The sequence below is a fragment of the Stagnimonas sp. FW305-C-60 genome (assembly GCF_058782965.1).
In genome coordinates, this window is sequence record NZ_JBYSYF010000006.1 from 20,844 (window position 1) to 46,861 (window position 26,018).

At 67.0% G+C, this 26,018-nt stretch carries 17 protein-coding genes, 1 tRNA gene and 2 pseudogenes; 11 read left to right on the forward strand and 9 right to left on the reverse strand.

The genetic code is table 11. The features are described 5' to 3' along the window. The first annotated feature begins 80 nt into the window (after positions 1-80). The 5 genes from AC3WT6_RS14915 (at position 81) to AC3WT6_RS14935 (ending at position 4,712) form a co-directional block, all read left to right on the forward strand. Positions 81-2,528, forward strand: coding sequence for an AsmA family protein (locus AC3WT6_RS14915; protein ID WP_492654397.1), 2,448 nt, complete (start codon positions 81-83; stop codon positions 2,526-2,528). Positions 2,529-2,534: 6 nt separating this feature from the next. Then, positions 2,535-3,101, forward strand: a complete 567-nt coding sequence (locus tag AC3WT6_RS14920) for an SRPBCC family protein (RefSeq protein ID WP_492654398.1) — start codon at positions 2,535-2,537, stop codon at positions 3,099-3,101. Then, the gene (mutY, locus tag AC3WT6_RS14925) at positions 3,098-4,270 is read left to right on the forward strand and encodes an A/G-specific adenine glycosylase (protein ID WP_492654399.1); all 1,173 of its coding nucleotides are present in this window, start codon (positions 3,098-3,100) and stop codon (positions 4,268-4,270) included. The genes AC3WT6_RS14920 and mutY overlap by 4 nt, the downstream gene beginning before the upstream one ends. Then, the gene (locus AC3WT6_RS14930) at positions 4,267-4,542 is read left to right on the forward strand and encodes an oxidative damage protection protein (protein WP_492654400.1); all 276 of its coding nucleotides are present in this window, start codon (positions 4,267-4,269) and stop codon (positions 4,540-4,542) included. Before mutY ends, AC3WT6_RS14930 begins: the two co-directional genes overlap by 4 nt. A gap of 94 nt (positions 4,543-4,636) precedes the next feature. Further along, positions 4,637-4,712 (forward strand) — tRNA-Phe (locus AC3WT6_RS14935). Positions 4,713-4,750: 38 nt separating this feature from the next. Here the strand turns inward: AC3WT6_RS14935 and AC3WT6_RS14940 are convergent. From AC3WT6_RS14940 to AC3WT6_RS14950, 3 genes and pseudogenes are all read right to left on the reverse strand, one after another. Next, positions 4,751-5,044, reverse strand: a pseudogene (locus tag AC3WT6_RS14940) (tyrosine-type recombinase/integrase); the annotation flags it as partial. A gap of 306 nt (positions 5,045-5,350) precedes the next feature. Further along, positions 5,351-7,270: an AAA family ATPase gene (locus AC3WT6_RS14945; protein ID WP_492654401.1), complete on the reverse strand. Its 1,920-nt coding sequence runs from the start codon at positions 7,268-7,270 to the stop codon at positions 5,351-5,353. A gap of 252 nt (positions 7,271-7,522) precedes the next feature. Continuing rightward, positions 7,523-8,418 (reverse strand): annotated as a pseudogene (locus AC3WT6_RS14950) (IS30 family transposase); the annotation flags it as partial. Positions 8,419-8,567: 149 nt separating this feature from the next. On the opposite strand from AC3WT6_RS14950, the gene AC3WT6_RS14955 reads away from it, so the two are divergent. Then, on the forward strand, positions 8,568-10,430 hold the full coding sequence (locus AC3WT6_RS14955) for a potassium transporter Kup (protein WP_492654402.1): 1,863 nt from the start codon (positions 8,568-8,570) through the stop codon (positions 10,428-10,430). Between the two features lie 58 nt (positions 10,431-10,488). On the opposite strand, the gene AC3WT6_RS14960 is transcribed toward AC3WT6_RS14955, so the two are convergent. From AC3WT6_RS14960 to AC3WT6_RS14970, 3 genes are all read right to left on the reverse strand, one after another. Next, positions 10,489-10,758: a hypothetical protein gene (locus tag AC3WT6_RS14960; RefSeq protein WP_492654403.1), complete on the reverse strand. Its 270-nt coding sequence runs from the start codon at positions 10,756-10,758 to the stop codon at positions 10,489-10,491. Positions 10,759-10,866: 108 nt separating this feature from the next. After that, positions 10,867-11,103 (reverse strand): thioredoxin family protein, encoded by a 237-nt coding sequence (locus tag AC3WT6_RS14965; protein WP_492654404.1) that lies wholly within the window; start codon positions 11,101-11,103, stop codon positions 10,867-10,869. 31 nt (positions 11,104-11,134) lie between these two features. Further along, entirely contained in the window at positions 11,135-12,580 is a 1,446-nt protein-coding gene (locus tag AC3WT6_RS14970; protein WP_492654405.1) for a permease, read from the reverse strand. A gap of 137 nt (positions 12,581-12,717) precedes the next feature. On the opposite strand from AC3WT6_RS14970, the gene AC3WT6_RS14975 reads away from it, so the two are divergent. Together AC3WT6_RS14975 and AC3WT6_RS14980 are read left to right on the forward strand one after the other, a co-directional pair. Further along, a complete protein-coding gene (locus tag AC3WT6_RS14975) occupies positions 12,718-15,693 on the forward strand; it encodes a discoidin domain-containing protein (RefSeq protein WP_492654406.1) in 2,976 nt (991 codons plus the stop codon). After that, the gene (locus AC3WT6_RS14980; RefSeq protein ID WP_492654407.1) at positions 15,690-18,956 is read left to right on the forward strand and encodes a GH36-type glycosyl hydrolase domain-containing protein; all 3,267 of its coding nucleotides are present in this window, start codon (positions 15,690-15,692) and stop codon (positions 18,954-18,956) included. Before AC3WT6_RS14975 ends, AC3WT6_RS14980 begins: the two co-directional genes overlap by 4 nt. 40 nt (positions 18,957-18,996) lie before the next feature. Here the strand turns inward: AC3WT6_RS14980 and AC3WT6_RS14985 are convergent, their stop codons facing one another. Continuing rightward, a complete protein-coding gene (locus AC3WT6_RS14985; RefSeq protein ID WP_492654408.1) occupies positions 18,997-20,727 on the reverse strand; it encodes an ABC transporter ATP-binding protein/permease in 1,731 nt (576 codons plus the stop codon). A 99-nt stretch (positions 20,728-20,826) separates the two neighbouring features. Continuing rightward, positions 20,827-21,177 (reverse strand): carboxymuconolactone decarboxylase family protein, encoded by a 351-nt coding sequence (locus tag AC3WT6_RS14990; RefSeq protein WP_492654409.1) that lies wholly within the window; start codon positions 21,175-21,177, stop codon positions 20,827-20,829. Between the two features lie 210 nt (positions 21,178-21,387). Between AC3WT6_RS14990 and AC3WT6_RS14995 the strand changes: the two genes are divergently transcribed. The 3 genes from AC3WT6_RS14995 (at position 21,388) to AC3WT6_RS15005 (ending at position 25,295) form a co-directional block, all read left to right on the forward strand. Beyond that, positions 21,388-23,850, forward strand: coding sequence for a serine/threonine-protein kinase (locus AC3WT6_RS14995; RefSeq protein ID WP_492654410.1), 2,463 nt, complete (start codon positions 21,388-21,390; stop codon positions 23,848-23,850). Then, on the forward strand, positions 23,847-24,518 hold the full coding sequence (locus AC3WT6_RS15000; RefSeq protein ID WP_492654411.1) for a sensor histidine kinase: 672 nt from the start codon (positions 23,847-23,849) through the stop codon (positions 24,516-24,518). The genes AC3WT6_RS14995 and AC3WT6_RS15000 overlap by 4 nt, the downstream gene beginning before the upstream one ends. Before the next feature lie 189 nt (positions 24,519-24,707). Then, on the forward strand, positions 24,708-25,295 hold the full coding sequence (locus tag AC3WT6_RS15005; RefSeq protein WP_492654412.1) for an OmpW/AlkL family protein: 588 nt from the start codon (positions 24,708-24,710) through the stop codon (positions 25,293-25,295). Positions 25,296-25,357: 62 nt separating this feature from the next. Here AC3WT6_RS15005 and AC3WT6_RS15010 read toward each other — a convergent pair whose 3' ends face one another. Beyond that, positions 25,358-26,002 carry a response regulator gene (locus AC3WT6_RS15010; RefSeq protein ID WP_492654413.1) on the reverse strand — a complete coding sequence of 215 codons (645 nt, stop codon included), beginning with the start codon at positions 26,000-26,002 and terminating at the stop codon, positions 25,358-25,360. Between the last annotated feature and the right edge of the window lie 16 nt (positions 26,003-26,018).

Here is a 26,018-nt window from a genome sequence, read left to right on the forward strand (position 1 = left end):
CCGTAGCCGCCGACGGACGGTTTTGGTTCAGCCAGCGCGGCTACACTCATTGCCCCGCCTCGTTTTTGCCGGATCGTCCGATGGCCAAGCCGCTCAAGATCATCCTTGTCCTCCTCGCCGGCCTGCTGCTGTTGCTGGCCGTGGCCATCGTCGTGCTGCCCTTCCTGTTCGACCCCAACGACTTCCGCGGCAAGCTCTCGGAAAAGGTGAAGCAGGAGACCGGCCGCGAATTCTCGGTGGGCGAGATCCGGCTCAGCGTCTTCCCCTGGCTGCGGGTGGAGATTGCCGACGCGGTGCTTGGCAATGCCGCCGGCTTCGGCAGCGAGCCGATGCTGCGGCTGAAGTCCGCCGAAGTCGGGGTGAGGCTGCTGCCGCTGCTGCGCGACCAGCGGGTCGAGGCCAGCGAGGTCAAGCTCTCCGGCCTGCGCGCGGCGCTGGCGGTGAACGCCGAAGGCATCAGCAACTGGGCCGATCTGCTGGCCTTGCAGAAGCAGAAAAAGGACGAGCCGGCGGCGGAGTCGGAAGCCGGCAACGGCCTCGCCGATCTCGACATCGCCGGCGTGCAGCTGGAAGACGTGGCACTCAGCTACGCCGACGCCCAGGCCGGCAAGGACTACGCGGTGGAAGGCCTGCGGCTCAAGCTCGGCCGCCTGCGCGCGGGAGAGACCCTGCCTTTCGAGGGCGCGCTGACGCTCAACTCCGGTGTGCCCAAGGCGCGCGCGGCGCTGGAATTCGACGGCGACCTGCGCTTCGAGGCCGACAGCGGCTCGGCCCAGATCAGCGACCTGAAGCTGAAGCTGGACGGCCAGAAAGACGGCGTGACTCCGGCCGAGAACCTCGCCGCCAAGCTGCAGCTGGCGGCGCCGTCGCTCGGCTACGACGGCCCCAGCCGGGTGCTGACGGTGGCGCCGATCAAGCTCGATATCGAGCAGCTGCTGGCCGGCACCGCCGAGCAGGCCAGGCTCAGCGCCAAGGGCGTGCTGGGTGCCAGCCTCAAGGCTGACCTCGCCCAGCGTCGCTACGAGCTCAAGGGCCTGGAGCTGGCGCTGGAAGTCGTCGGCAGCGCCATCCCCGGCGGCAAGCCGCAGAGCCTCAAGCTGAGCAGCGCGGCCAGTGCCGACTTGGCCGAGGACAGCGCCCGCATCGACGGCCTGCAACTGGAATTCGCCGGCCTCAAGGCCAGCGCCAAGCAGCTGCTGGTGGCCGGGCTCACGGGCGAGCTGCCGACCGCCAGCGGTGATCTAACGGTGGCGCCGTTCTCGCCGCGCGGCCTGCTGACCAGCCTGGACATCAAGCTGCCGGAGATGGCCGACGCCAAGACCTTGCAGGCCGCTAGCCTGAGCGCCGGGCTGAGCGCCAATGCCAAGAGCGCGGCGTTCAAGAACCTGCTGCTGAAGCTGGACGACAGCACGCTCAGCGGCGAGCTGGCGGTGCGTGACTACAGCAGCCAGGCGCTGGCCTTCGCGCTCAAGCTCGATGCCATCGACGCCGACCGCTACCTGCCGCCCAAGGCCGCAGCCGCGCCTGCCACCGGCACCGAGGCCGCCAAGACCAATCTCAACGACACGCCCTTGCCGGTGGAGATGCTCGACAAGCTCAATGCCGAGGGCACGCTCGCCATCGGCAAGCTCAAGCTGAAGGGCGTGACGCTCAGCGATGTGCGGCTGAAGCTGGACGCGCCCAAGAGCGGCAACAAGCGCCAGCAGCTCAGCGCCCAGCTCTACGGCGGCAACGCCAACCTGGCGCTGGATGTCAGCCCCGGTGCCAAGCCCGGCTACGCGCTCAAGACCACGCTCAGCGGCATCAGCGCCGGGCCGCTGCTCAAGGACTTTCTCGGCAAGGACTATGTCAGCGGCAAGGGTTTGGTGACCTTGGATGTGCACAGCGGCGGCCGCACGGTCGGCGAAGTGCGGCGCGCGCTCAATGGCGATGTCGCCTTCAATTTCGTGGATGGCGCGGTCAAGGGTTTCAACCTGGGCAAGACCATCCGCGACGGCCAGGCCCTGCTCAGCGTCGCCCAGGGCGGCGCGGCGCCGGCGGCAGCGGCGAGCAGCGAGCCGCAGTCCACCGATTTTGCCGAGCTGCGCGGCGCCGGCAAGATCGTCAACGGCGTGCTCAAGTCCGACCAGCTGTCGGCGAAGAATCCACTGTTCCGCCTCGAAGGCGCCGGCGAGCTCGACCTCGCCAACGAGACCATCAACTACCTCGCCAAGCCGACCCTGGTAGGCACCGCCAAGGGGCAGGGCGGCAAGGAGCTGGCCGAGCTGCAAGGCGTGGTGGTGCCGATCCGCCTGACCGGCAACCTGTTCAAGCCCAAGGTTCAGATCGACTGGCAGGCCGCCTTGCAGCAGAAGGCCGCCGACAAGCTGCGCGGCCAGTACGAGGCCAAGAAGGAAGAGCTGCAGGAACACCGCGAGGAGATCAAGCAGAAGGCGGTGGACGAACTCAACAAGGGCCTGATGAAGCTGTTCGGCGGCAACAAGAAGCCGCCCGCCGAACCGGCACCGGGCAGCACGCCGCAGCCCTGAGGCGGGATGCGCTGCCTACTGCTGGCCGCGGGTTTTCTCGTGGCGCCGGCCTGCGCCTACGACTTGCGCGAGCTGAGCATCGGCCACCAGGGCGCGGACTACCGGGTGAGCCTGGTTGCCGAGCTGGCCGCGCCTGCCGCCGCGGTCTACGCGCGCCTGGCCGACTTCGCCGCGCTGTCTGCCCTGAACCCCTCATTGCAGGTGCAGGCGCTGTCGCCCCCGACCGCCGACGGGCGCCAGCATCTGGTCAGTCAGGCCGAGTTCTGCGTGCTGGGCCGGTGCCAGGTGCTGCGCCACAGCCAGCAGGTGCACAGCCTGTGGAGCGGGCAGGGTGGCAGCATCGTCGCGGTTACCGAGCCGCCGCCGGCCAGCGACTTCCAGAGCGGTGAGTCGGACTGGACCGTGATCGATCTCGGCGAAGGCCGCAGCCGGCTGCGCTTCGAGTCCAGGCTGCGCCCGGACTTCTGGCTGGCGCCGGTGCTCGGCCCCTGGATGCTGGAACGACGCCTGCGCGAGGAAACCCTGATCACCGTGCAGCGCCTGGAGTCACAGGCGCAGGAACGCGCGCCATGAGCTTGCCTGGGCTGGATGCCGGCAGCTTCGCCAGCCGCCTGCTCGCTTGGTTTGACCAGCATGGGCGCCACGACCTGCCCTGGCAGCATCCGCGCAGCGCCTACCGGGTCTGGCTCTCGGAGGTGATGCTGCAACAGACCCAGGTGGCGGCGGTGATCCCGTACTTCGAGCGTTTCCTGGGCCGCTTTCCCGACCTGACCAGTCTGGCGGCGGCTCCCGGCGAGGAGGTTATGCGCTACTGGGCGGGCCTCGGCTACTACGCCCGCGCCCGCAATCTGCACGCCGCCGCCCGGGCGGTGGTCGAGCGCCACGGCGGCGAGTTCCCCAGCGACTACGCGGCGGTGCTGGCGCTGCCCGGCATCGGCCGCTCCACCGCCGGCGCGATCCTGGCTCAGGCCCACGGCCAGCGTCACGCCATCCTCGACGGCAATGTGAAACGGGTGCTGGCGCGCTGGGCCGGCATCGCCGGCTGGCCGGGCGAGACGGCGGTGGCCGAGCAGCTCTGGGCCTGCTCCGAGCGCCTGCTGCCGGCGACCCGGCTGGCCGACTACACCCAGGCGCTGATGGATCTCGGCGCCAGCCTGTGCAGCGCCCGCAAGCCGCGCTGCGGCGACTGCCCGCTGGCCGCCGACTGCCGCGCCAGGCTCGAAGGCCGCACCGCCGAGCTGCCGGGCGCCAAACCCAAGGCCAAGAAGAAGGCGCGGCCGCAGCGCGAGGCCTGGCTGATCGTCGCCAGCGACGAACAGGGGCGCTGGCTCTTGGAGCAGCGGCCCGGCGCCGGCATCTGGGGCGGGCTCTGGTGCCCGCCGGTGGTGGACCTCGCCGAAGACTGGGCGGCGGCGCTGCAGCAGCGTCACGGCCTGCGCCTGGAGGCGGTGCAGACCGACACGCCCATAGCCCACGCCTTCAGCCATTACGACCTGCGCCTGCATCCCCTGCGTGGCCGTCTGGTCGCGCCTGCGGCCGCCGAGGCCCTGCGCGAATCCGTCCCGCAGGCCTGGCACCACCCGGCCGAGCTGAGCGCCGGCGTGGTCGCGCTACCGGCGCCGATTGCCCGCTACGCCGAGCGCCAGGCCGCGCCCACCGACTTGCTGGGGCAGACCGCCCTTGCTAGCGTCCGCCGCCCGCGTCGCCGCGCGACCCCAAAATCACCGAGCCCCGCCCCATGACCCGCACTGTTCACTGCATCAAGCTCGGCCGAGACGCCGAGGGCCTGGACCGCCCGCCGCTGCCCGGCGCGCTCGGCCAGCGCCTCTACGAGCAGGTGTCGAAAGACGCCTGGCGCGAGTGGATCGCGCATCAGACCCGGCTGATCAACGAATACCGCCTGACGCTCGCCGACCCCAAGGCCCGCAAGTTTCTCAGCGAGGAGCTGGAGACCTATTTCTTTGGCAGCGGCGAGCTGACCAAGACCGGTTACGTACCGCCCAGCCAGGCTTAAGCCGCCGGTTTTCCTTGACGGGGGCGGGCCTCGCCGCTTTAATACGCGGCCTCGCGGCTACCGACAGCCGCCGCGAGCGCTAGCAGCACAGGTTGGCCGGGTAGCTCAGTCGGTAGAGCAGGGGATTGAAAATCCCCGTGTCGGCGGTTCGATTCCGTCCCCGGCCACCATCTTTAATCCCTTGATGGCGAAAGACTTCTTCGTACGGCTATGCCGCGCGGAGTTGATGAATTTTTGCCCGTTGTGACGAGAACGTGCCATCAATCCGGCACGCCGCCGTCACAAGGTGGTCCGCCGCGAGATGCGCGTATCGCATCACCATCTCGTGCGTCGTCCAGCTCCCAAGCTCCATCAGTTCTTGAAGGCTGGTGCCACTCTGCACATGCCAGGACGCCCAGGTGTGCCGAAGGTCATGCCAGCGGAAGTTGTCGATCCCGGCGCGGCGACACGCCTCTTTCCACACCTTGGTCGAACAACGCTCCACCGGATGGTTCGAATACGAACTCATGGTGCTTACCGAGCCGCTCCCGCAGTACCGATTGTGTCTCCCTAGCCGAAAATTTGAGGGCTACCCAGTCGCTTTGAGTGGTGGATTTCGCCCACGAAGCCAAAGGGCAATCGGTAGTCCGGTCGGTTGGACATTTTTTACACGGCTTGAGCCCACGGCGGACAGTGGTGAATGGCTCAAAGCCAGACATCATCTGGCGACCTCCGTTTACTCTTTTAATCGCCCGACAAGCGAAGAGCTGCCATAACCTCAAAGTGACGGCCGCTAGATTAGAGCTCACATGGAACTTTATTTATAAATTTAACTGGAGCGAGAAATAATACATTCTGAAATAATTTTTAACTCGCTTCTGCCATCCGGTTGTAATTTATCCCAGTAATCAGGAAAACATAACAGGCGAATCAATTTGTCCAAATCTTTCTTTCGATGTCCTTCCGGAAGATAGTCTTCGAGTGCGCCACGTTTGAGTATAAATACCCCTTGCTCCCTTTTTTTAATTATAAAACTATCAAGCAGCTTGCGTTTTTCCATGGTTAAATCAGCCACAAGCGCTCGCTGTCTGCTTTTAATGTAATTCCAAACAGATATTGCCTCTCCCCAGTCCTGAGAGAGCATTGCCGAGTCAATTGCTAGGCAAAGCGCCGTTGCGTCGCGACTTTTTGTATTGTCGATAACATCTCTCTTAATGCTTACTGCATCTGCGACGAACAAATCATGAAATTCGGCGGGTGCAATTTCTTCAACGTAATCTAGGTCGGCAACTATGGAATAATCTATTTCGCAGGATTCGAGTATTTTTTTGTAGGCCTCAAAAAAATTTTTACCACCGGCGCTTACAACTTCAATTATCTTAGAGGAATCTGTGCGACCATTCTTGTCGAGAATGGCTTCAAAAAATAAACGATCAGATAATCCTTCTACTAGTACTACGTGATCTGCAAAGAATATTCGTTCGTTATTTTGACTGTTGACTATATTGAATAGATGTTTGGCTTCGGGTAATTCGTGAGATTTAATTCGCGTAATGTGACTTTTTTCATTTTTTTTCGTTACTCGCGAAACAAATTGAATGGACTCTGGCGACACAAATGTTGGAGCATGCGTTGCTAGAAGAAACTGATTGCCAGTATTTTTTGATAGAGTCGCGAAAAGTTTAAGTAGAGCTTTCTGCCATCTCGGATGTAAATGAAGTTCGGGTTCGTCAACAATTATCAGCGCATTTCTTATATTTAAGCAAAAAATAGCCAACAGATAAGTTAGAAGTTCCCGCTCACCCGATGATCCGGCACTTGCAGAGAAATAAATGCCATTCTTTTTCAGCAAAAAATCGTACTGATTTCTTAGAGGATTGACGGAGTTTAACGCCCAGCCATAGCCGAGGTCAGCGAGTAGCTTAGTTAGTTGCCCAAGGTTCTCGTCTTTTTCTAATTCAATCTCGGCCTGACCGTCATTTTTCTCTAATAAAAGCCTAAACTTTGTAGCAAGCTGCCCAACAGCTAGGCTTGCGATTTGGTTGCCATTCCGAGAGTAAGTTGCATCATTTTGCCGCTTTAGTTCCCGATAGTTGTACCCCCCCAATTCCACGGCAGATGGGAGGCCATTTGAAGTGCGATTAATGGGCAAATAAACTAGCGGGATGCTAAGTGGTGCTTCGCCTAGCTCCTCACGCAAAGAGCCGTCAATTTCAAACAGCTGCAAGTATTCTAGAAAAATTGACGATGCGCGGGTTTCGTCGTGAGTCAATGAGCCATTAACTAGGCGATAGGTAAAGGTCTGACCTGCAGAGATAGCGCTTAAGTCCCACTCCTGGATTTTTGACAACGATGAATTAAAAAAATATCGTTCCTCTGCTGCAGCAAGTAATCGGCCATTGTCATTAAACATTCGGTGCAAATTTTTAATATCTAAATCCGTTGCAATCAACTCAACTTCTAGCAACTGATCCTTCTTTGATCCCTGGCTGTGACGCTCCAGAATCATATGGTTAAGAACATCATTGAAACGAAATTCGTACCTGTCTTGTTGCTCGGGAGTTGGAGCATGTACTACATACATCGAAGCAAATAGATAGCGGCGCAAAAAAACCACGACAGCGTCCAGTAGGTTTGTTTTGCCTCCACCGTTTGGGCCAATTATTATTGATATATTTCCATCAAGGAATAATTCGGTTCGGTCCAAAAAACTTCTCACGTTCTCGAGAACAAAACGCTTTACTAGCACTGTGATTTCTCCCTATTACCTGCGCTAAATGATAGTTTCCCGAACGCGAATTACAGCTTGTCGACTAGTACGGGAGCAAGGCATCATCATTTGACGTATGACCTTCAGAAAAATTTGCCTAGTGTCTCTCCATGCCGGATCGCTGCTCCGTTTGATGGAGCAACCGATGAAGCCATTCAAGCCAGAGCCATGCCGGGAGGACCTTCCGCTATTTGAGGGGGCGGTGGCGACTGGTACCTTCTGGCTGCGGATTCAACTGATCGACGCAACTGCTTGGCGATATCGTTCGGCAGGTGTCTGGTAGTTGAGGGTCTTTCTCGGCCGTTCGTTCAGACGACGAGCGATGGCATTGAGCTTAGCTTGGAGTGGACTGACAGACCGGTGCCTTTGGGTAGGTACTGTCGCAGAAGGCCATTGGTGTTCTCGTTGGTCCCTCGCTGCCAAGGGTTCTGCGGATCGCAAAAGTAGACCTGCACATCGGTCGCGAGCGTGAAGCGCTGATGCTCCGCCATCTCGTGGCCGCGATCCCAGGTCAGTGACTGGTAGAGCTCGTGCGGCAGCTTGCGCGCGTTCTTGATCAGCGCATCGACGACGACCTCCGTGTGCTTGCTCGCTACTTTCACCAGCATCACGTACCGCGTCTGCCGTTCGACGAGGGTGGCGATCTGGGTGTCGGTGGTGCCGAAAAGAAGATCGCCTTCCCAATGTCCCGGGACCGCCCGATCCTCGACCGTGGGCGGACGCTCGCTGATCGACACCGTATCGACAATTCGTCCGTGGTCGCCAGTCTTCTGCGTGTGATGTCTCGACCGGCGCATCGTTCGTGTCCGACGCAGATGAGCCAGGAGTTCCTTCTTCAACGCCCCTCGCGCCTGGATATAGAGCGTGCGGTAGATCGTCTCGTGGGACACCTGATCACTCACGTCGGGGCAGGTCCGCTTCAGCCATCCGGCAATCTGCTCGGGAGACCACTGCTGCTGCAGCTTCTCGGCCACCCGGCGAGCGAGATCGGGATTCAGTGCGAGCTTACAGACCTTGGGGCGTCGAGCCCGCTCCCAGGCAGCAGTGTCAGCCTGATGGGCCCGATAGCCGCTCGGACGGCCATTGCCGGTGATCTCCCGGCTGACCGTTGAAGGAACCCGGCCCAGCGCTATCCGCTGCGCGGCGCTGATCTGTGTCATCGACATTCCCCTGCTCCGGGTTGAGCCTTTCTCGGCAGGGTCGCGGGTTGGCGGCTGTTTCGGTCGTGCCGCGAAATTCGGTCAAAAGGGGTTTTGTCCACGAAGGACGGCAACGCATGGAAAAAAAGCGCGACTGGCAGTTGAGTCTGGGTGCCTTGGGGATCGTGTTCGGTGACATCGGCACCAGTCCGATCTACGCCCTGCGCGAGTGCTTCAGCCCGGCGCATGGCATCCAGCCGGAGGTCGGCAATGTTCTGGGGCTGCTGTCGCTGATCGTCTGGGCGCTGATCCTGGTGGTTTCGGTCAAGTACCTGGCCTTCGTGCTGCGGGCGGACAACAAGGGCGAAGGCGGCATTGCCGCGATGGTGGCGCTGCTCAACCCCTGGAACGCGCAGCGCGGCTCGGGCCGGTACCTGCTGATGCTCATGGGCCTGTTCGGCGCCGCCCTGCTGTATGGCGATGGCACGCTGACGCCGGCGATCTCGGTGCTGAGCGCTGTCGAAGGTCTCAACGTCGCGGCCCCAGGGCTGGAGCACTATGTGGTGCCGATCACGCTGGCGATCCTGGTCGGCCTGTTCTGGATCCAGAAGCGCGGCACCGCCGGCATCGGCGCGTTGTTCGGGCCGATCATCGTCGTCTGGTTTCTGGCGCTCGCCGCCATTGGCATCCGCGGCATCGTCGCCAATCCCACCGTGCTGCTGGCGGTGAATCCGGTTTACGGCCTCGAGTTCCTGCTGCATCACGGCGGCGCCGGCTTTCTGGTGCTGGGTTCGGTGTTTCTGGCGGTGACCGGCGGCGAGGCCCTGTACGCGGACATGGGCCACTTCGGGCGCCGGCCGATCCGCCTCGCCTGGTTCGTGCTGGTGCTGCCGGCGCTGCTGCTCAACTATTTCGGCCAGGGTGCCCTGTATCTCGGCTCGGCCGCGACGGTGTCGGACCCGTTCTATCAGTCCGCTCCCAGCTTCGCGCTGTATCCCCTGATCGGACTGGCGACGCTGGCCACCATCATCGCCTCGCAGGCGGTGATCTCCGGCACCTTTTCGCTGACACGCCAGTTGATCCAACTGGGGCAGATGCCGCGTGCGCGGGTGGTGCAGACCTCGGCCGAGGAGCAGGGGCAGGTCTACATGCCCTTCGTCAACTGGGCGCTGATGCTGGCGACCATCGGACTGGTGCTGGGCTTCGGTAATTCCAGCGCGCTGGCTTCCGCGTATGGGATCGCGGTGGCGACCACCATGGTGATCACCACCATCCTCGCCTTCTTCGTCGCCCGCCGCTTCGGCTGGCCGCTGCTGCTGACCGCCGCGCTGGCCGCGTTCTTCCTGGTCATCGACGGCGCGTTCTTCGTGGCCAATCTGTTCAAGATCGAAGACGGCGGCTGGTATCCGGTGACGGTGGCCCTGCTGATGTTCATCGTGATGACCACCTGGTCGCGGGGGCGCCAGTTGCTGCTGAAGCACTGGGGCCGCGATGCGCGGCCGGTGACGGAACTGAAGCAATGGCTGGCCGGCCGCGAGATGCATCGCATCGCCGGCACGGCGGTGTTCTTCACGCCCTCGGGGCTGGTGCCGCCGCACATGCTGCGTCACCTGCAGCGCCATCACGTGCTGCAGGAGAAGGTCATCCTGCTCACCGTGGCCTACACCGCCGAGCCGCGCGTCGCCGACGAGCAGCGCGCGAAGTTCGTCGAGGTGTCCTCCGACTTGAAACAGGTGGTGCTCAGCTACGGCTTCACCGAGCAACCGGACATCCCCGCCGGCCTGCGTCTCTGCGCGCAAAACGGGCTGGACATCGACCTCGACAAGGTCACCTACTACGTTGGCCGCGAGACGGTGATCCCGGATCGCGCGGTCGAGGGCATGGCGTTCTGGCGCGAAATCCTGTTTGCCTTCCTGCTGCGCAATGCCATGCGCGCCACGACCTTCTTCCGGCTGCCGACCGACGATGTCGTCGAGCTGGGCTTCTTCGTCGTGATCTAGGACCGCTGCCGAGGAGGCACCGACGACTAGGTTTCGAACGGCCTTGGAGGCCCTGGGCTCAATGCCTCAGTGATTGAAGCAGCGCCGGCGGATGGCTACGGCGGTGCGCAAGGCTCAAGGCCGCCGCCAGTAGCGCCAGGGCGAAGCACAGCAGGGCGGCGGAACCCAGCCAGGAAGCTGCGTCGGTCTCGCGCGGAGGCTGCCAGCTGGGCGCCGTGTTGACGCTGACGACGCTGGCTTCCGCAGCCGGTGTGTCCAGGGAGGCGAGGGCAGGCGCGGTCTCGGGGGGAGGTAGTTCCCAGTGGGCATCAACGGCGGGAGAAAACATGGCGGGCCTGCGAGGTGACGATGAACCTGGCAAGCAGGCTATTGGCCCTGCCGGGCTGTGCCATTGACCAGGGTCAATCGCCGGTTCGTCCCCCGCCGGAGCGGTCTTCTAGGCCTGAAGCCACTGAGCGATTTCCGCCACGCTGGGGATGCGGCCGCTGCTGACCAGCTTCTCGTTGATGACCAGCCCCGGCGAGGACATCAGGTCGTAGGCCAGCATGGCCTTCATGTCGGTCACCTTGACGAAGTCCGCTTCCACGCCGGCCTGGGCGGCGGCCTGGCGGGCGGTGGCTTCGAGCTTGCGGCAGTTGGCGCAGCCGGAGCCCAGAATCTTGACAGTGAGCATGAGCATTCTCCTTACAGTGAGATCGAAAAAATCAGGCCGGCAACAGCGCCTGCTGACGCCGCCGCAGCCAGGTCAGGGCCGCGGCCAGCACCGCCAGCAGCAAGCCCAGCACGGTGACCAGGCTCAGCCAGCCCAGACCATCCACCCAGGCGCCGTAGAGCAGGCCGGCGCCGATGCTGAACAGGGCCACCAGGCCGACATAGGCGGCGGTCTTGGTGCGGCCGATGACCGCCGCCACCATCAGGAGGCTCTGCAGGCTGAGTTCGGGGTCGGCCATGAGATAGGCCAACAGCGGGCCGGGGTGCATGCCGAGGTCGAGGAACATCCGGGCCACCGGCACCTCGACGAGGGTGGGGAAGTACATGAACACGCCAAAGCCGACGGCGACCGCATTGGCTTGCAGGCTGTTGCTGCCGGCCAGGCTTTCTATCCACTCCGGGCGGATGATCTGGCGGACCATCCCGACCACGAACACGCCGGCCACCAGCAGCACAAAGATCTGTTTCACGAAGCGCCAGGCTTCCCACAGCCAGGCGCGCCAATCCTCGGCGGGCAGTTGCCGCGCGTAGTGGATGACCGCGCCCAGGGCCAGCGCCACCGCCAGCGCACGGCCGGTCAGGACCACTTCCAGCGCGCCGGCGACCGGGTTCAGGCGCAGGGCGGCCACCAGCAGCGTGGCGGCGCTGAGGCCCAGCGTCAGCCAGGTCCAGCGGTTGCTGGTTTCGAGGATGTCTTCCAGACCCTGCCAGGCGGTGGCGGCGATCAGCAGCAGCAGGCCGATCAGCAGCGAGCCCTGAAAGCTCACGCCCTCCTCGCCCTTGGCGGCGTCGAACGGCAGCCAGCGGAACAGCGTCGCCTGCCAGCTCTGGGCCCAGCCCAGCGGCAGTTCGAAGCTGGCGAGGCTGGCGGTGAGTGGCCAGAGCTTGAGCGTGCCGGCGATCAGCAGCGCCACCAGCGACAGCAGCAGGCCCAGCGCCGCCGGCGCCATGCGCGCCTGATCGGCGAACAGGCGGTCGGTCTGCGCGTCGTGGCTGGCGTCGTCGCGCCAGAACAAGAGCGCCATCAGCACGCCGATGCCGATGCCGAACAGCAGGCACATCAGCAGCCGCGCGAGGGCAAATTCCACGCCCAGGATGCTGCCGGTGTAGGCCAGCGCCATGATGTTGCCGGCCGGCGCGAAGAACAGGAAGGTGACCGCCGGACCGAGGCCGGCGCCCTTGCGGTAGATACCGGCGAACAGCGGCACGATGGTGCAGGAGCAGACGGCGATCAGCGAGCCGGCCAGGGCGGCGGCCGGATACGAGAGTTGCGCCGGTGTGTTGCGGCCCAGCCAGCGGGTGACACTGGCCTTGGGGATCAGCGCGGTCATCGCGCCGGCGATGAAGAAGGCCGGCAGCAGGCACAGCAACACATGCGCGGCCAGGTAGGACGCCAGACTGCCGGCGCCACCGGCGAGCAGCCTCAGCGTGTACTCCATCCCGACCTCCTCGCAGTGCCACAGGCGGAGCAGACCGATTGCCTGCCCCGGATGTCGTGCAGCCTAGAGGCCCCGACTGCTGGCACCATTGATCAGGGTCAACCGGCCTGGAGGGCCGCCCGCTGAAACTGAACGCAATGAATAGCGAACCTGCTGCATTGTTGGCGCCGCCGACGGACTGGCGGCCGATCTGTTCCGGGCAGCAATCGCTGAGCTTGGCGCTGGTGCGCGCCGCCGGTCAGCCGGCCCTGCGACTGGACTACGATTTTCGCGGCCAGGGTGGCTTCGTGGTGGCGCGTTGCGACTGGCGGCGGCCGATGCCCTCGCGCTACGCGCTGCGCTTCCGCCTGCGTGGCAGTGGCGCCGCCAATGATCTGGAAGTGAAGCTGGTCGACGCCAGCAAGCACAACGTCTGGCGGCGGGTGCTCAAGGCCCAGCAGCCCTCGGCGCGTGGGCGTCGCTACCAGCTCGCGAGCCACGAGCTGGACTACGGCTGGGGGCCGGCTGGCGGTGGCAACCTCGGCGAGTTGGGTGCCATCGAGATCGCGCTGGTGGCGGGCGAGGGCGGCTCCGGTCGGCTCTGGCTCAGCGAGCTGGAAATCATCGACACCAGCGCACCCGAGCCCTGGCTGGTGGAGTGCTCCAGCGCCGAGGCCGGCCACGCCGGAGCCCAGGTTCTGGAGCCGGCCGGCTGGTGGCCCAGTCCAGGCGATGCTCGGCCCTGGGTGCAGCTCGACGCCGGGGCGACGCGGCCGCTGGGGGGCGTGAGGATCGACTGGCTGGAGCGGGCGCCCGCCAGCGGTTTCCGCCTGCTGGGCTCGCGCAGCGGGCAGCGCTGGGTGCGCCTGCATGTCGCTCGCAAGGCCGGCGGGCGCTACAGCCAGCTTTACCTGCCGAACGCGCGGCTGCGCTATCTGCGGCTGGAACTCGACGAGGCCTGCGCCGGCCTGCGCCTGCAAGCCTTGCCGCCGGACCATGCGCGCTCCATCGACGACTACTGGCATCGCCGCGCCCAGGCCGAGCCCCGTGGCCGGTTTCCGCGCTGGCTGCTGCGCGAGCAAAGCCTGTGGACGCCCATCGGCAGCGGGCGGGGTCGCCATTGCGCCCTGATCAACGAGGAGGGGCTGGTGGAGCTGGATGCCGGTTCCTGCACCGTTGAAGCCATGCTCTGGCTGCGCGGCCGTCTCTACACCTGGGCCGATGTCCATGTTCATCAGAGCCTCAAGGATGGCTGGCAGCCGCGGCCGGCGGTGACCTGGAGCGCCGAGGACTGGCGTCTGCACCTGGAGCTGGAGATGCAGGCTCAAGGTCGGCTGCGTCTGTCCTACCAGTTCGACAATCTTGGCAGCGAGTTGCTGGCGGCGCGGCTGTTTCTGCTGCTGCGGCCGTATCAGGTGACGCCGCCCTGGCAGCGCTTCCGTGGTCTGGGCGGAGTCAGCCCGATGCGCAAGCTGGACTGGCGGCGCGGGGTGATCTCCGTGAACGGCCGGCCGCGCCTGCGCGTGGTGCAGCGGCCCATCGGTTTCGGCGTGCTGAGCTTCGACGAGGGCCTGATCACCGACGTGCTGGCGCAGGGCCAGTTGCCGGCGGACGACCGTGTCCTGGATCCCACCGGCTATGCCAATGGCGCCCTGCGCTACGACCTGCAGGTGCTTGCGCATGGCAGCGCCAAGGTCGAGGTGCTGGGGCTGCCGGCCAGCGAGGAGGAGGCCGGGCAGGTCGCGACCGACTGGGCCGACAAGCTGGGCCGCCAGCCCTGGCAGGCCGCGGGCTGGGGCGCGGAGGCGATCCGCGTCGCCCGCACCGCCTGCGCGCATGTGCTGATCTGCCGCGATGGCCCGGCGCTGCAGGCCGGGCCGCGCCGCTACACACGCTCCTGGATCCGCGACGGCGCGACCATGAGCGCGGCCCTGCTGCGCATGGGCTGCGTCGCCGAGGTGGGCGAGTTCATCCGCTGGTACGCGCCCTACCAGCGCGCCGATGGCTTCGTGCCCTGCTGCGTGGACCGCGATGGCCCGGACTGGCTGGTCGAGCACGACAGCCACGGCCAGTGGCTGGCCTTGATCGCCGACCACCAGCGCCACGGCGGCGAGGCCGCCTTGCTCGAAGAACTCTGGCCGGCGGTGCGGCGCACCGTCGACTGCATCGCCGGCCTGCTCGACGGCACCGGCCTGCTGCCGATCTCGGCCAGCCACGAGGGCTATCTGGCGCAGCCGGTGCATTCCTACTGGGACGACTTCTGGGCGCTGCGCGGTCTGGGTGATGCGGTGTACCTCGCCGAGCGTCTTGGCGATGCCGCGCTGACGCAGCGCTGGCAGGCCTTGCAGGCGCGTTTCGCCCACAACCTCTACGCCTCGCTGGCGCATACCCGCGTCGAGCGCGGCCTCGACTACCTGCCGGCCAGCCTGGAGCTGGCCGATTTCGACCCCACCGCCACCGCCAACGCGGTGCAGCTGCTAGGCGTGCCGGAGGCGCTGGACCGGGCGGCGCTGGAGCAGACCTTCGACCGCTACCTGCAAGGCTGGCGGCGACAGCGCGATGGCCAGCAGGAGGGCGCCAACTACTCGCCCTACCAGATCCGCATCATCAGCGCCCTGGTGCGCATGGGCCGGCGTGCGCAGGCGCTGGAACTGCTGCGCTACTTCCTCGCCGAGCGCCAGCCCACCGCCTGGAACCAGTGGCCGGAGATCATCTGGCGCGATCCCCGCTCGCCCGGCCACTTGGGCGATCTGCCCCATGCCTGGATCGCCGCCGAATACCTGCTGGCCCTGCGCAGCCTCTACGTCTACGAACAGCCCGACGACCAGGGCCTGGTGCTGGCCGCCGGCCTGGCGCCGGAATGGCTGGACGGCGAGGGTGTCCGGTTTGGCCCGGCGCCGACCGTCTGCGGTCCGCTGCACTACGCCTTGCGACGCACGGGCCCGCATTGCCTGGAGTTGGAGATCGAGGCCAGCGGCAGTCTCTGCCTGCGGCCGCCGCTGTCCGGGGCCATCCAAGCCGTCTGGGTCGATGGCGCGGTATGGCGCGAGCACGACCACGAGTCGGTACGGCTCGACCACTACACCAGCCCCTGCCGCGTGCGCATCGAAACCACGCCCGGAGATTCCCAATGAACCCCAGCCCCGAACAGCTCGCCGCGCAGACACTGCGCGCAGGCGACTACCAGTTGCAGCTCAGCGCCGCCGGTGGCGGCCTTTCCGAGTGGCGCGGCCTGGCGCTCAACCGCTGGCCGGGCGACGCGCTGGAGGACGCGCACGGCAGCTTCATCTACCTGCGCGACGCCGACAGCGGCGCGCTGTGGTCGGCGGCGCGGCAGCCGGTGCCGGGCGCGCCTAGCCACTACGCCCTGCGGGCCGAGGCCGGGCGCCTGTGCATAGAGCGCGAGGAGCAGGACATCGCCAGCCGCCTCTCGGTCGAGCTGGCCGCCGACGGCAGCCATGAGCGGCGGCGTTTGAGTCTGCACAACCGCTCGGCGCAGCGCCGGCGCATCGAGGTCACCAGCTATATCGAGATTGCGCTGGCGCCACGCCTGGCCGATCTCGGCCACCCGGCCTTCCTGAAGCTGTTCGTGCAGACCGAGCTGGGCGAGGGCGGCCGTCTGCTGCTGGCGCGGCGGCGCCCGCGCGGGCACGGTGAAACCTGGCCGACGCTCTTCCATGCGCTCCTGGGCGCACCGGTCCAGCGCTGGGAGACCGACCGCTGCCGCTTTCTCGGTCGCGGCCGAGATGTCGCGGCGCCGGCGCTGGAGCTGCGTGGCACCGTCGGCAATGTGCTGGACCCGGTGTTCAGCCTCGCCACCACGCTGGAACTGGCACCCGGCGAGACGCGCGAGCTGGAGTTCCTGTTCGGTGTCGCCGGCGCGCCGGAGCAAATGGCCGCCATCGCCGCGCAGGTGCAACTCGCGCCAGCCTGGCTGCCGCCGCCTGCCGAAGACCCGCCGCTGCGCTCCGGCCTGAGCGCCGACGGCAGCGAGTACCACATTCATCTGCCCTGGCGCGGCGAGGGCCTGCAACTGCCACCCGTGCCCTGGATCAATGTGCTGGCCAACGAGCAGTTCGGCGGCCTGGTCAGCGAGACCGGCGCCGGCGCGACCTGGGCGCGCAACAGCCAGGCCAATCGCCTCACGCCCTGGTCCAACGACCCGGTCTCGGACCCGCATGGCGAGGCCCTGTACCTGCGCGACGAGAGCGACGGGCGCTACTGGTCACCGCTGCCCGGCCCGGTGCCAGCGGCCTGCGACTACGAGGTCGCGCACGGCTTTGGCTACAGCCGCTACCAGTCGCGCCTCGGGGACCTGGAGCAGACCGTCACCGCCTTCGTCGCGCGCCAGGCGCCGCTGAAGTGCCTGCGCCTGCAACTGCGCAATCACGGGAATGTCGCGAGAGAACTCTCGCTGTTCGGCTATCAGCAACTGGTCCTGGGCACGCTGCCGCCGGCGGCCGGGGCGATCCGCAGCTGGCCGGCCGGCGAATGGCTGTGCGCGGCACAGACCGGCACCGGCGCCTTCGCCGGCGCCGTGGTCTACGCCGGCCTGCTCGCCGAGGGCGTGACCGTGCAGGCGCGCGATTCGACCTGCGAGCGCGCGAGCTTCATCGGACCCCTGGGCAGCGCGCGCCGGCCGCAGGCCTTGCGCGAGCCGACCCTCGACGGCCGTCATGGCGAGTGCCTGGATGCCTGCTTCGCGCAGCGCCTGCGCTTTCGCCTGGACGCCGGCCAGAGCGCCGAGTTCTGCCTGCTGCTGGGCGAGGCCGCCGACGCCGAGGCCTTCGAGACACTGACCGCCAGCTATGGCACGCCCGCCGCGCTGCGCGCCGCCGAGGACGAGGTGCGCGCCTGGTGGCGCCAGAGCCTTTCCGGCCTCGCGGTGCAGACGCCCTCGCCGGAGATCGACCACCTGGTCAACGGCTGGCTGCCCTACCAGGCGCTGGCCTGCCGCATCTGGGGACGCACCGCCTATTACCAGTCCAGCGGCGCCTACGGCTTCCGCGACCAGTTGCAGGACGCCGGCAACCTCAGCCTGATCTGGCCGGAGCTGACCCGCAGCCAGATCCTGCTGCACGCCCGCCAGCAATTCGTCGAGGGCGATGTGCTGCACTGGTGGCACGAGCCGCCGCTCGCCTCCGGCCTGCGCACCCGCTTCGCCGACGACCTGCTCTGGCTGCCGCAGGTCACCGCCGGCTATCTGCGCGCGACCGGCGATGCCGCCGTGCTCGACGAGCCCTGCCGCTTGCTGCAGGCGCCGCCGCTGAAGCCGGGCGAGGATGAGCACTACCTGAGCCCCGGCGAGGCCGGCGACGCCAGCCTCTACGAGCATTGCTGCCGGGCGCTGGACCGCTCGCTGGCGGTCGGCGCCCACGGCCTGCCGCTGATGGGCACCGGCGACTGGAACGACGGCATGAACCGCGTCGGCCGCGAGGGCCGCGGCGAGAGCGTGTGGATGGGCTTCTTCCTGTACGCCATCCTCGGCGAGTTCGCGCCGCTCGCCGCATCGCGTGGCGATGCCGCCCGGGCGGCGCGCTACCACGCGCATCGCGCGGCGCTGCAGGCGGCGGTCAACGCGGCCGGCTGGGATGGCGCCTGGTATCGCCGCGCCTACTACGACAACGGCAGCGTGATGGGCAGCCACGACGCCAGCGAATGCCGCATCGACGGTCTGGCGCAGGCCTGGGCGGTGCTCTCCGGCGCGGCACCGGCAGCGCGTGCCGCGCAGGCCATGGACGCCGCCGAGGCGCAGCTGATCGACGAGGAGGCCGGCCTGCTGCGGCTGCTGACGCCGCCCTTCGTCGATACCCCGGAAGACCCGGGCTACATCAAGGGCTATGTCGCCGGCGTGCGCGAGAACGGCGGCCAGTACACCCACGCCGCCTGCTGGATGGTGGCCGCACTCGCCAAGCTCGGTCGCCGCGAGCGCGCCGCGCTACTGCTCACCCGCCTGAGTCCGCTCTGGCACAGCCGCGACGCCGCCGCCCAGGCGCGCTACCGGGTCGAGCCCTATGTGATCGCCGCCGACATCTACGGTGCCGAGCCGCACATCGGCCGTGGCGGCTGGACCTGGTACACCGGCTCCGCCGGCTGGGCCTGGCGGGTGGCGGTGGAGTCGGTGCTGGGCCTGAGCGTCGAACAGGGCCAATGGCTGCGGTTCGCGCCCTGTGTGCCGGACGACTGGCCGGGCTACACGCTGGACTATCGGCACCCGGCTAGCGGCGGCGAGTACCACATCACGGTGGAAAACCCGGAGCGCTGCGCCGAAGCGCTGGTCGCCGCCGAACTCGACGGCGAGCCACTGCCGCTGACGGCCGATGGCCTGCGCCTGCGGCTCACCAGCGGCGGCCAGCACCGGCTGCGGCTCCGATTGGGGCGCAAGTCTGTGGCTTAGAGGCGCGCCGCCGTCTGGCGCGCGCGGGCTGCGTCGCCCACTAGGCTGGCGCGGGGCTGGCCACCGCCACGGCCGCCAGCTCGCTGGGTCCGTGCAGGCTCCAGCTGCCATCCACCGCGATGTCGAGCGCGCGATCGAACAGCTCCAGCGCATCGCCGGGCTTGCCCAGCAGCAGGTAGCCGATGCCGTACTCGTGCAGCAGTTCCAGCACCCGCCGCTGCTCGGCGAAGTCCAGGCTGACCCGCAGGCGGTCGAGAAACACCAGGGCCGGACGCGCCAGCAGCACGCGCGCCAGCACCAGCCGCAGTTGCTCGCCCAGGCCCAGGTGATTGAGCCAGTCCCGCTCGCTGTCGAGGCCAGCTTCGGTCTGCGCCAGATGCTCCAGCCGCAGGTGCCGCAACACGGCCAGCACGCTGGCGTCGTCGGGCACGCTTGCCGGTGGCACCGGCAACAGCAGCTGGCGCAGCGTGCCGTGCGGCAGGTAGGGGCGTTCGGGCACGAACATCAATTGGTCGGCGCAGGGCCGCTGGATGCGTCCGGCGCCGGCCTCGATCAGCCCGGCGGTGGCGCGGAACAGCGCGACCTTGGCGTGGCCGGAACTGGCACGCACCAACAGCCGGGTGCCTGGAGCGAGTTCTAGGCTCAGCGCTTTGAGCAGGGGTGCGCCATCCGGGCGGTACAGGCTCAGGCCCTGGTAGGCGAGGCCGCGGCGCTCCGGCTCGCAGTACACCGCCACCGGCGCCGGTTCCGGCGCGTCGGCCTGGTCGAAGGCCTCCAGCAGCTTGCCCAGCCGCGCTGCCACCGCGGCATAGGTGGAGATCGACTGGAACTGGGTGACCAGCAGCGAGAAGGCGCCCATCAGATAGGTGAAGGCCACCGCCGACTGGGTGACCACGCCGAAGCTCACCTCGCCGTTCATGAACATCGGCGCGACGATCAGCGCCGGGATGATCTGGATCAGGTAGTTGTAGCCATTGGTGAAGAAGCCGAGGTTGCGGTTCACCGAGATCATCTTGCGGCCGTTGGCGACCAGTTGTTCCAGCCGCCCGAGCAGGCGCTGGTGCAGCAGATCCTCGCGGTGCTGCAGCGCCACCGGCTCGGCGTTTTCGCGCACATGCAAGAGCTCGGCGCGCAGATTGGCCTCCTTGTCGAGCTGCAGGCTGTTGAGGCCGATCAGCCGCCGGCCGAGCAGGGTGGCGACGCCGGAGCCGAACACCGCATAGGCGACGGCAATGCCGAACAGCCGCGGGCTGATCGACCACAGCACGCTGGAGAAGGCGAACACGGTGATCAAGGCGTTGAGCGTCATCAGCACGAAGGACAGGGTGCTGGTGGTGAAGGTGCGCACGTCCTCGGCGATGCGCTGGTCGGGGTTGGGCAGGCCGCCGCCTTCCTCGATGCGGAAATAGGCGCGGTTGCGCAGGTAGCGCTCCAGCAGGCGGCTGGTCTGCTGGCTGCGCCAGAGCAGGCCCAGTCGCTCCTCCAGATAGCGGTAGAGCACCGCCGCCACGGTGGAGACCGCGAAGATGCCGATGTAGAGCCAGGCCTCGCGCAGGAAGCGGGCGTGGTCACGGTTCTCGATCGCCGACATGAAGTCGCGGCCGATGTAGCTCATCAGCACATTGAGCGCGCTGATCGCCGCCAGAAAGGCGATCAGCAGCACGAACATCCAGACCGCCTTGGCGCCCTCGCGCGAGTCGAGCAGGGCCTGCATCTCGCGGCGGATGCGTTTCCAGTGGTCCTGGTTGGCGCTCGGGTCCACGGCGTTCATGGGGCAGGCACTCGGAGAAAAACCGGGGGGGCTGCCCAGCCGGCTAGGGCTGTTGATTCTAGGCGCTCGCCCTGCGGGCTTGCAGGGCGCCGCCGGCTTTCAGACCGCGGCCAGCGAAAATTCCTCATAGGCGGCCAGCGCGTCGGCGGCGTACATCAACGAGGGGCCGCCGCCCATATACACCGCCATGCCCAGCGCCTCTTCCAGCTCGATGCGCTTGACGCCCAGGCGGATCAGCGCCTGCACATGAAAGCCTATGCAGGCATCGCAATGCGCGGCAACGCCCAGAGCCAGGGCGATCAGCTCCTTGGTCTTGCCGTCGAGGGCGCCATCCTTGGTGGCGGCGCGCGCCAGGGCGCTGAAGCCGTTGGTGACGTCCGGGATGTCGGTCCTGAGCTTGGCCAGCGAGGCCGAGACCGATTGGGTGATTTCGCGATAGTTCTTGCTCATGGGCGCGGGCTTGATTTCGGGCGTGGAAAGTAGTGCGAGGCTGGAGAAGGCCAGAATGGCCGACCCATGGGCCAGCATGCGCAATCGGCCTTGGCGAGACATTGACCGGAATCAATCCTGCGCCCCGGTTCGGGGATTGCCTGGCCGTGTGCGCCTGACACATCCTGAAGCGATCACCGCAGGATGCGGTGCCCCGCCCCAGACCAGCCCATGTCGACTTCAGCAGACTTCTACCCCGACTACATCGGCCCCTATCGCATCCTCGGCCTGCTCGGCGAGGGCTCCATGGGCCGGGTCTACCGCGCCGAGCAGGCCAGCCCGCAGCGCGAGGTCGCGCTCAAGCTCTCGCGCGCCACCGCGCTGAGCGCCGAGGCGCGCCGCCGCTTCGAGCGCGAGATCGAACTCCTGGGTGCGCTCGAACACCCGGACATCGCCCGCCTCTACGGCGGCGGCCTGTATCAGACCGAACTGGGCGAGACGCCCTATCTGGTGATGGAGCTGGTGCGCGGCCAGCCGCTGGGCGAGTCGGCGCGCGACTGGCCGCTGCGCCGCAAGCTGGAGCTGCTGGTGCGACTGGCGCGCGCGGTGCACTACGCCCACACCCGCGGCGTGGTGCACCGCGACTTGAAGCCCGCCAATGTGCTGGTCACCGCCGAGGGCGCGCCCAAGGTGCTGGACTTTGGCCTGGCGCGGGCGCGCGACGACGGCGAGGGCAGCCAGCTGACCCGCGCCGGCGAGATCCTCGGCACCCTGCCGTACATGGCCTGGGAGCAGCTGGCCGGCGAGTCCGGCCAGGCCGATCCACGGGTCGATGTCTATGCCCTGGGCGTGATCGCCTACGAGCTGCTGAGCGGCGTACGTCCGCACCCGGAGCTGCCCGGCCATTCCATCGCCGCCGCTCTGGAGGTGTTGCGCACCGAGGTGCCACAGCCGCTGGCGCAGCGGGCGCCGGCCTGCCGCGGTGATCTCAACACCATCGTCATGAAGGCGCTGGCGCGCGAGCCGGGTCAGCGCTACGAGTCGGCGCTGGGCCTGGCCAGCGATCTCGAACGCTACCTGGCCGGCCAGCCGATCGAGGCGCGGCCGCCCACCGTCGGCTATGTGCTGGGGCTGTTCGTGCGCCGCCACCGGGCGCTCACCGGCGCGCTGGCGGTGGCGCTGCTGGCACTGGTCGCCGGCGTGGTGGTTTCCACCCGCTACGGTCTCGCCGAGGCGCGCGCCCGCGACGCTGCCGAGCGCCGCGCCGCTCAGCTCGACGCCTCCACCCGCTTCCTCGAGGACATGCTCACCTCCGCCGACCCGGAGAACGCCCAGGGCCGCGAGGTGACGGTGAAGCAGTTGCTGGAGGCGGCGCGGGTCAATCTCGACGGCGACGCCGGCATGGCGCCGGCGGTGCGCGCCCTGGTCGCGCGCGCCATCGGCATGAGCTACGCGCAGCTGGGCGACACCGCCACCGGCCTGCGCCTGCTGGACGAGGCCGACGCCGCCTTCAAGGTCGCCGAGCATGAAGGCAGCGCCGAAGACCTCTACAGCCGGCAGAAGCTCAACCTGACCCGCGCCCAGATCCTGGTGGTGATGGGCGAGTACCAGCAGAGCCTGGATCTCTTGGCGCCGCTGATCGCCGGGCCGGTGCCGGCCGACGAGCTGGGTCTGCGCCAGCGCCTGGAGGCCGAGCAGGTGGCCCTGGTCGGCAATGGCAATCTCGGCTACAGCAAGCAGGCTCTGGACATGGGCAAGGCCACCGCCGCCCTGGCCCAGGCGCGGCTGGGTCCCACCGACAAGGCGACCCTGGTGTCGCGCCTCAATGTCGCCACCATGCACTACTACCTGGGGCAGCTGAAGGAGGCGCAGGTGGCGTTCGCGGCGCTGATGCCGGATCTCGACGCCGGCTATGGCAAGAACCATCCCTTCACCCTGATCGCGCGCCAGAACCAGGCCAATACCCTGCGCGATGCCGGCGATCTCGAAGGTGCGATCGCCGCGCTGCGCGGCGTGGTCGCGGACATGGGCCGGGTGCTGGGCGAGAACCACTACACGACGCTGAGTGCGCGGCTGTCGCTGGGCCGGGCGCTGGCCGCCAGCCCCGAGCGGCTGGCGGAGGCCGAGACGGTGATCGCCGCGGTCTACGAGCAGTACCGCCTGCAACGCGGCGAACAGGCGCACAACACGCTGATGACCGCCAGCACGCTGGCGCAGCTGCTCACCGACCGCGGCGAATACGCCAAGGCCGAGCGCCTGTACCGCGAGCAGATCGCGGTGCGCGAGCGCATGAGCGGCGGCGACAGCGCCGACCGCCTGAGCCCCTATCACGGCCTCGCGCAGCTGCTGCTGAAGACGCAGCGCCTGGACGAGGCCGAGACGCTGATGAGCCAGCTGCTGACGCGGGCGCTGGCCAGCGAGCAGCTGGGCGCGACGCACCCGACCAGCCTCGCCTACCAGCAGACCCAGGGCGAGATCCTGCTCGCGCAGGGCAAGGCGCAAGCCGCGCGCGCGCTGCTGGACCGTGCCGCCGCCAGCGCCGAGCAGGCCCTGGGCCTCGCCCATGCGCGTACCGGCAAGCTCTTGGAGAAGCTGGTCGCCGCCGATGTCGCGCTCGGCCGTGAAGATCTCGCCAGCGCCGACCGCGCGCGCTTGCAGCTGGCGCAGGCCGCGGCGGCCGAGAAGAAGAAATGATCTGGCTGGCGCTGGCGATCTTTGCCCTGGCGGCGGTGCTGGTCTGGCACTGGTGGCCACGCACGCAGCCACCAGCGCCCATGGTGACGGAGCTGCCGGGCGCAGCCCTGGCGGCCGAGCGCCAGCGCATCTACCAGGACCTGCACGACGATCTCGGCGCCAAGCTGCTGACCCTGATCCACCGCGCGCCCGATGCCGCCAGCGCCGATGTCGCCCGCAGCGCCTTGCAGGATCTGCGCGACGTGGTCAGCCGCACCCGCGGCGAGCCCGGCAGCCTGCTCGACAGCCTGGGCGAGATCGAGAGCGAGGCGCGCCAGCGTCTGGAGGCGAGCGGCGGCCTGCTGCTCTGGGAACAGGAGGAAGGCATTGCCGATCCTCGCCTCGATCACGCCCAGGCGCTGCAGCTCTACCGCATCGTCCGCGAGGCGATCAGCAATGCGCTACGCCATGCGCAGGCGCGGCATGTGCGCATCCGCGTGCGTCAGCGTGGCGCCACGCTGTATCTGGATGTCACCGACGACGGCCCTGGCCTTGCCGCCGACGCCGGTCGTGGCCAGGGGCTGGCCGGCATGCGCCAGCGCGCCGGCGAACTGGGCGGTGTCATCGACTGGACCGCTGGCAGCGTCGGCGGCACCAAGGTGGTGCTGCAATTTCCGTTGCCACGCTGAGCGACGAAGAGTGATTTTTTTGCGCGCAAACCACAGTCGCGATTGATCTGGGTTAATGCGCCGTCGCTGTGGCTGTGTCTCTCGGCATTTTTCCCGGGGTAGTTGACCTAGGTCAGTTCCCGACCTGGCCACTATCCCTAGTGTGCGGCTCCGGACAACGTAGTCCTGACACGAGTCGGAGTAAAAGCGATGAACACAAATAAACTGAAAATGCTGGCCCTGGCCGGTCTGGTGGTGAGTGGCGCGGCGCAGGCGGAGGCGATGGTCCGGGTGCGTGCCATCGACATCCTGCCGGATGCCGAGTCCAGCCCGGTGACTGGCGTCGATGTCGAGAACAAGATCGCGCCGGACATCGATCTCAACTGGTTCTACACCAAGAACATCGCGGTGGAACTGCTGCTCACCATCCCGCAGGAGCACAAGGTCACCTTGAACGGCGCCAGCCTCGGCAAGGTCAGCCATCTGCCGCCGGCCCTGCTGCTGCAGTACCACTATCCGGTGGGCGAGACCTTCCGCCCCTATGTCGGTGCCGGCATCAACTACACCTTCTTCACCGACCGCGATCTCGACGGCGGCCTGAAGCTGGAGAACGGTAGCTTCGGCCCCGCCATCCAGGCCGGCATGGACGTGGCGCTGCAGGGCAACTGGTACTTCAACGTCGACGTCAAGAAGATCTGGATCGACTCCGACGTCAGCGACGCCTCGGGTGCCTATGTCACCCATGTCGAGATCAATCCGCTGATCGTCGGCGCCGGTATCGGCTACGCCTTCCGCTAAGTCACGGGCGTAAGCATCAAAGCCCCTGTCCGCGCGAGCGGGCGGGGGTTTTTCTTTGCGCGCTACTGCACCAGCCCCAGGCGGTTGGCGACCAGTGCCGCCTCGGCGCGCGAGCTGATCGCCAGCTTGCGGTAGACGGTCTTGATGTAGGTGGCGGCGGAAGTGCGGGTGATGCCCAGGGCCTCGGCGACTTCCGGCAGCTTGTAGCCCTTGCCGATCAGCATCAGGGTTTCGCGTTCGCGCGGCGAGAGGTGCGCGTCCTCGTCGGGCTCCTGTGCCGGCGCCGCTTCGGCGAAGGTGCGCAGCACCCGCCGGGCGATGGAGGGCGATAGCGGCGGCTCGCCGGCGAGGATGCCGCGCAAGGCAGACTCCAGCCGCTCGCGCGGCTCGTCTTTCAGCAGATAGCCGGCGGCGCCGGCGCGCAGCGCCGGGAACAGATGGGCGTCGTCGGCGTAGATGGTGGTGACCACCGCGATGCAGCCGGGTGCTGTGGCGGGCAGGGCGCGCAGCAGCTCCAGGCCGGAGCCGTCGGGCAGGCCCAAGTCGATCAGGGCGATGTCGGGGCGGTAGCCCTCGCGCAGCTGTTGCAGCGCGGCTTGCAGGCCATCGACCAGGCGCAGCGCGATGCCCGGAAAGGCGCCTTGCAGCGCCGCCGCGAGGCCGAGGGCCACGTCCGGGTGGTCTTCGACGATCCAGCCGCTGTGCATGCTGATGGCAACCCTC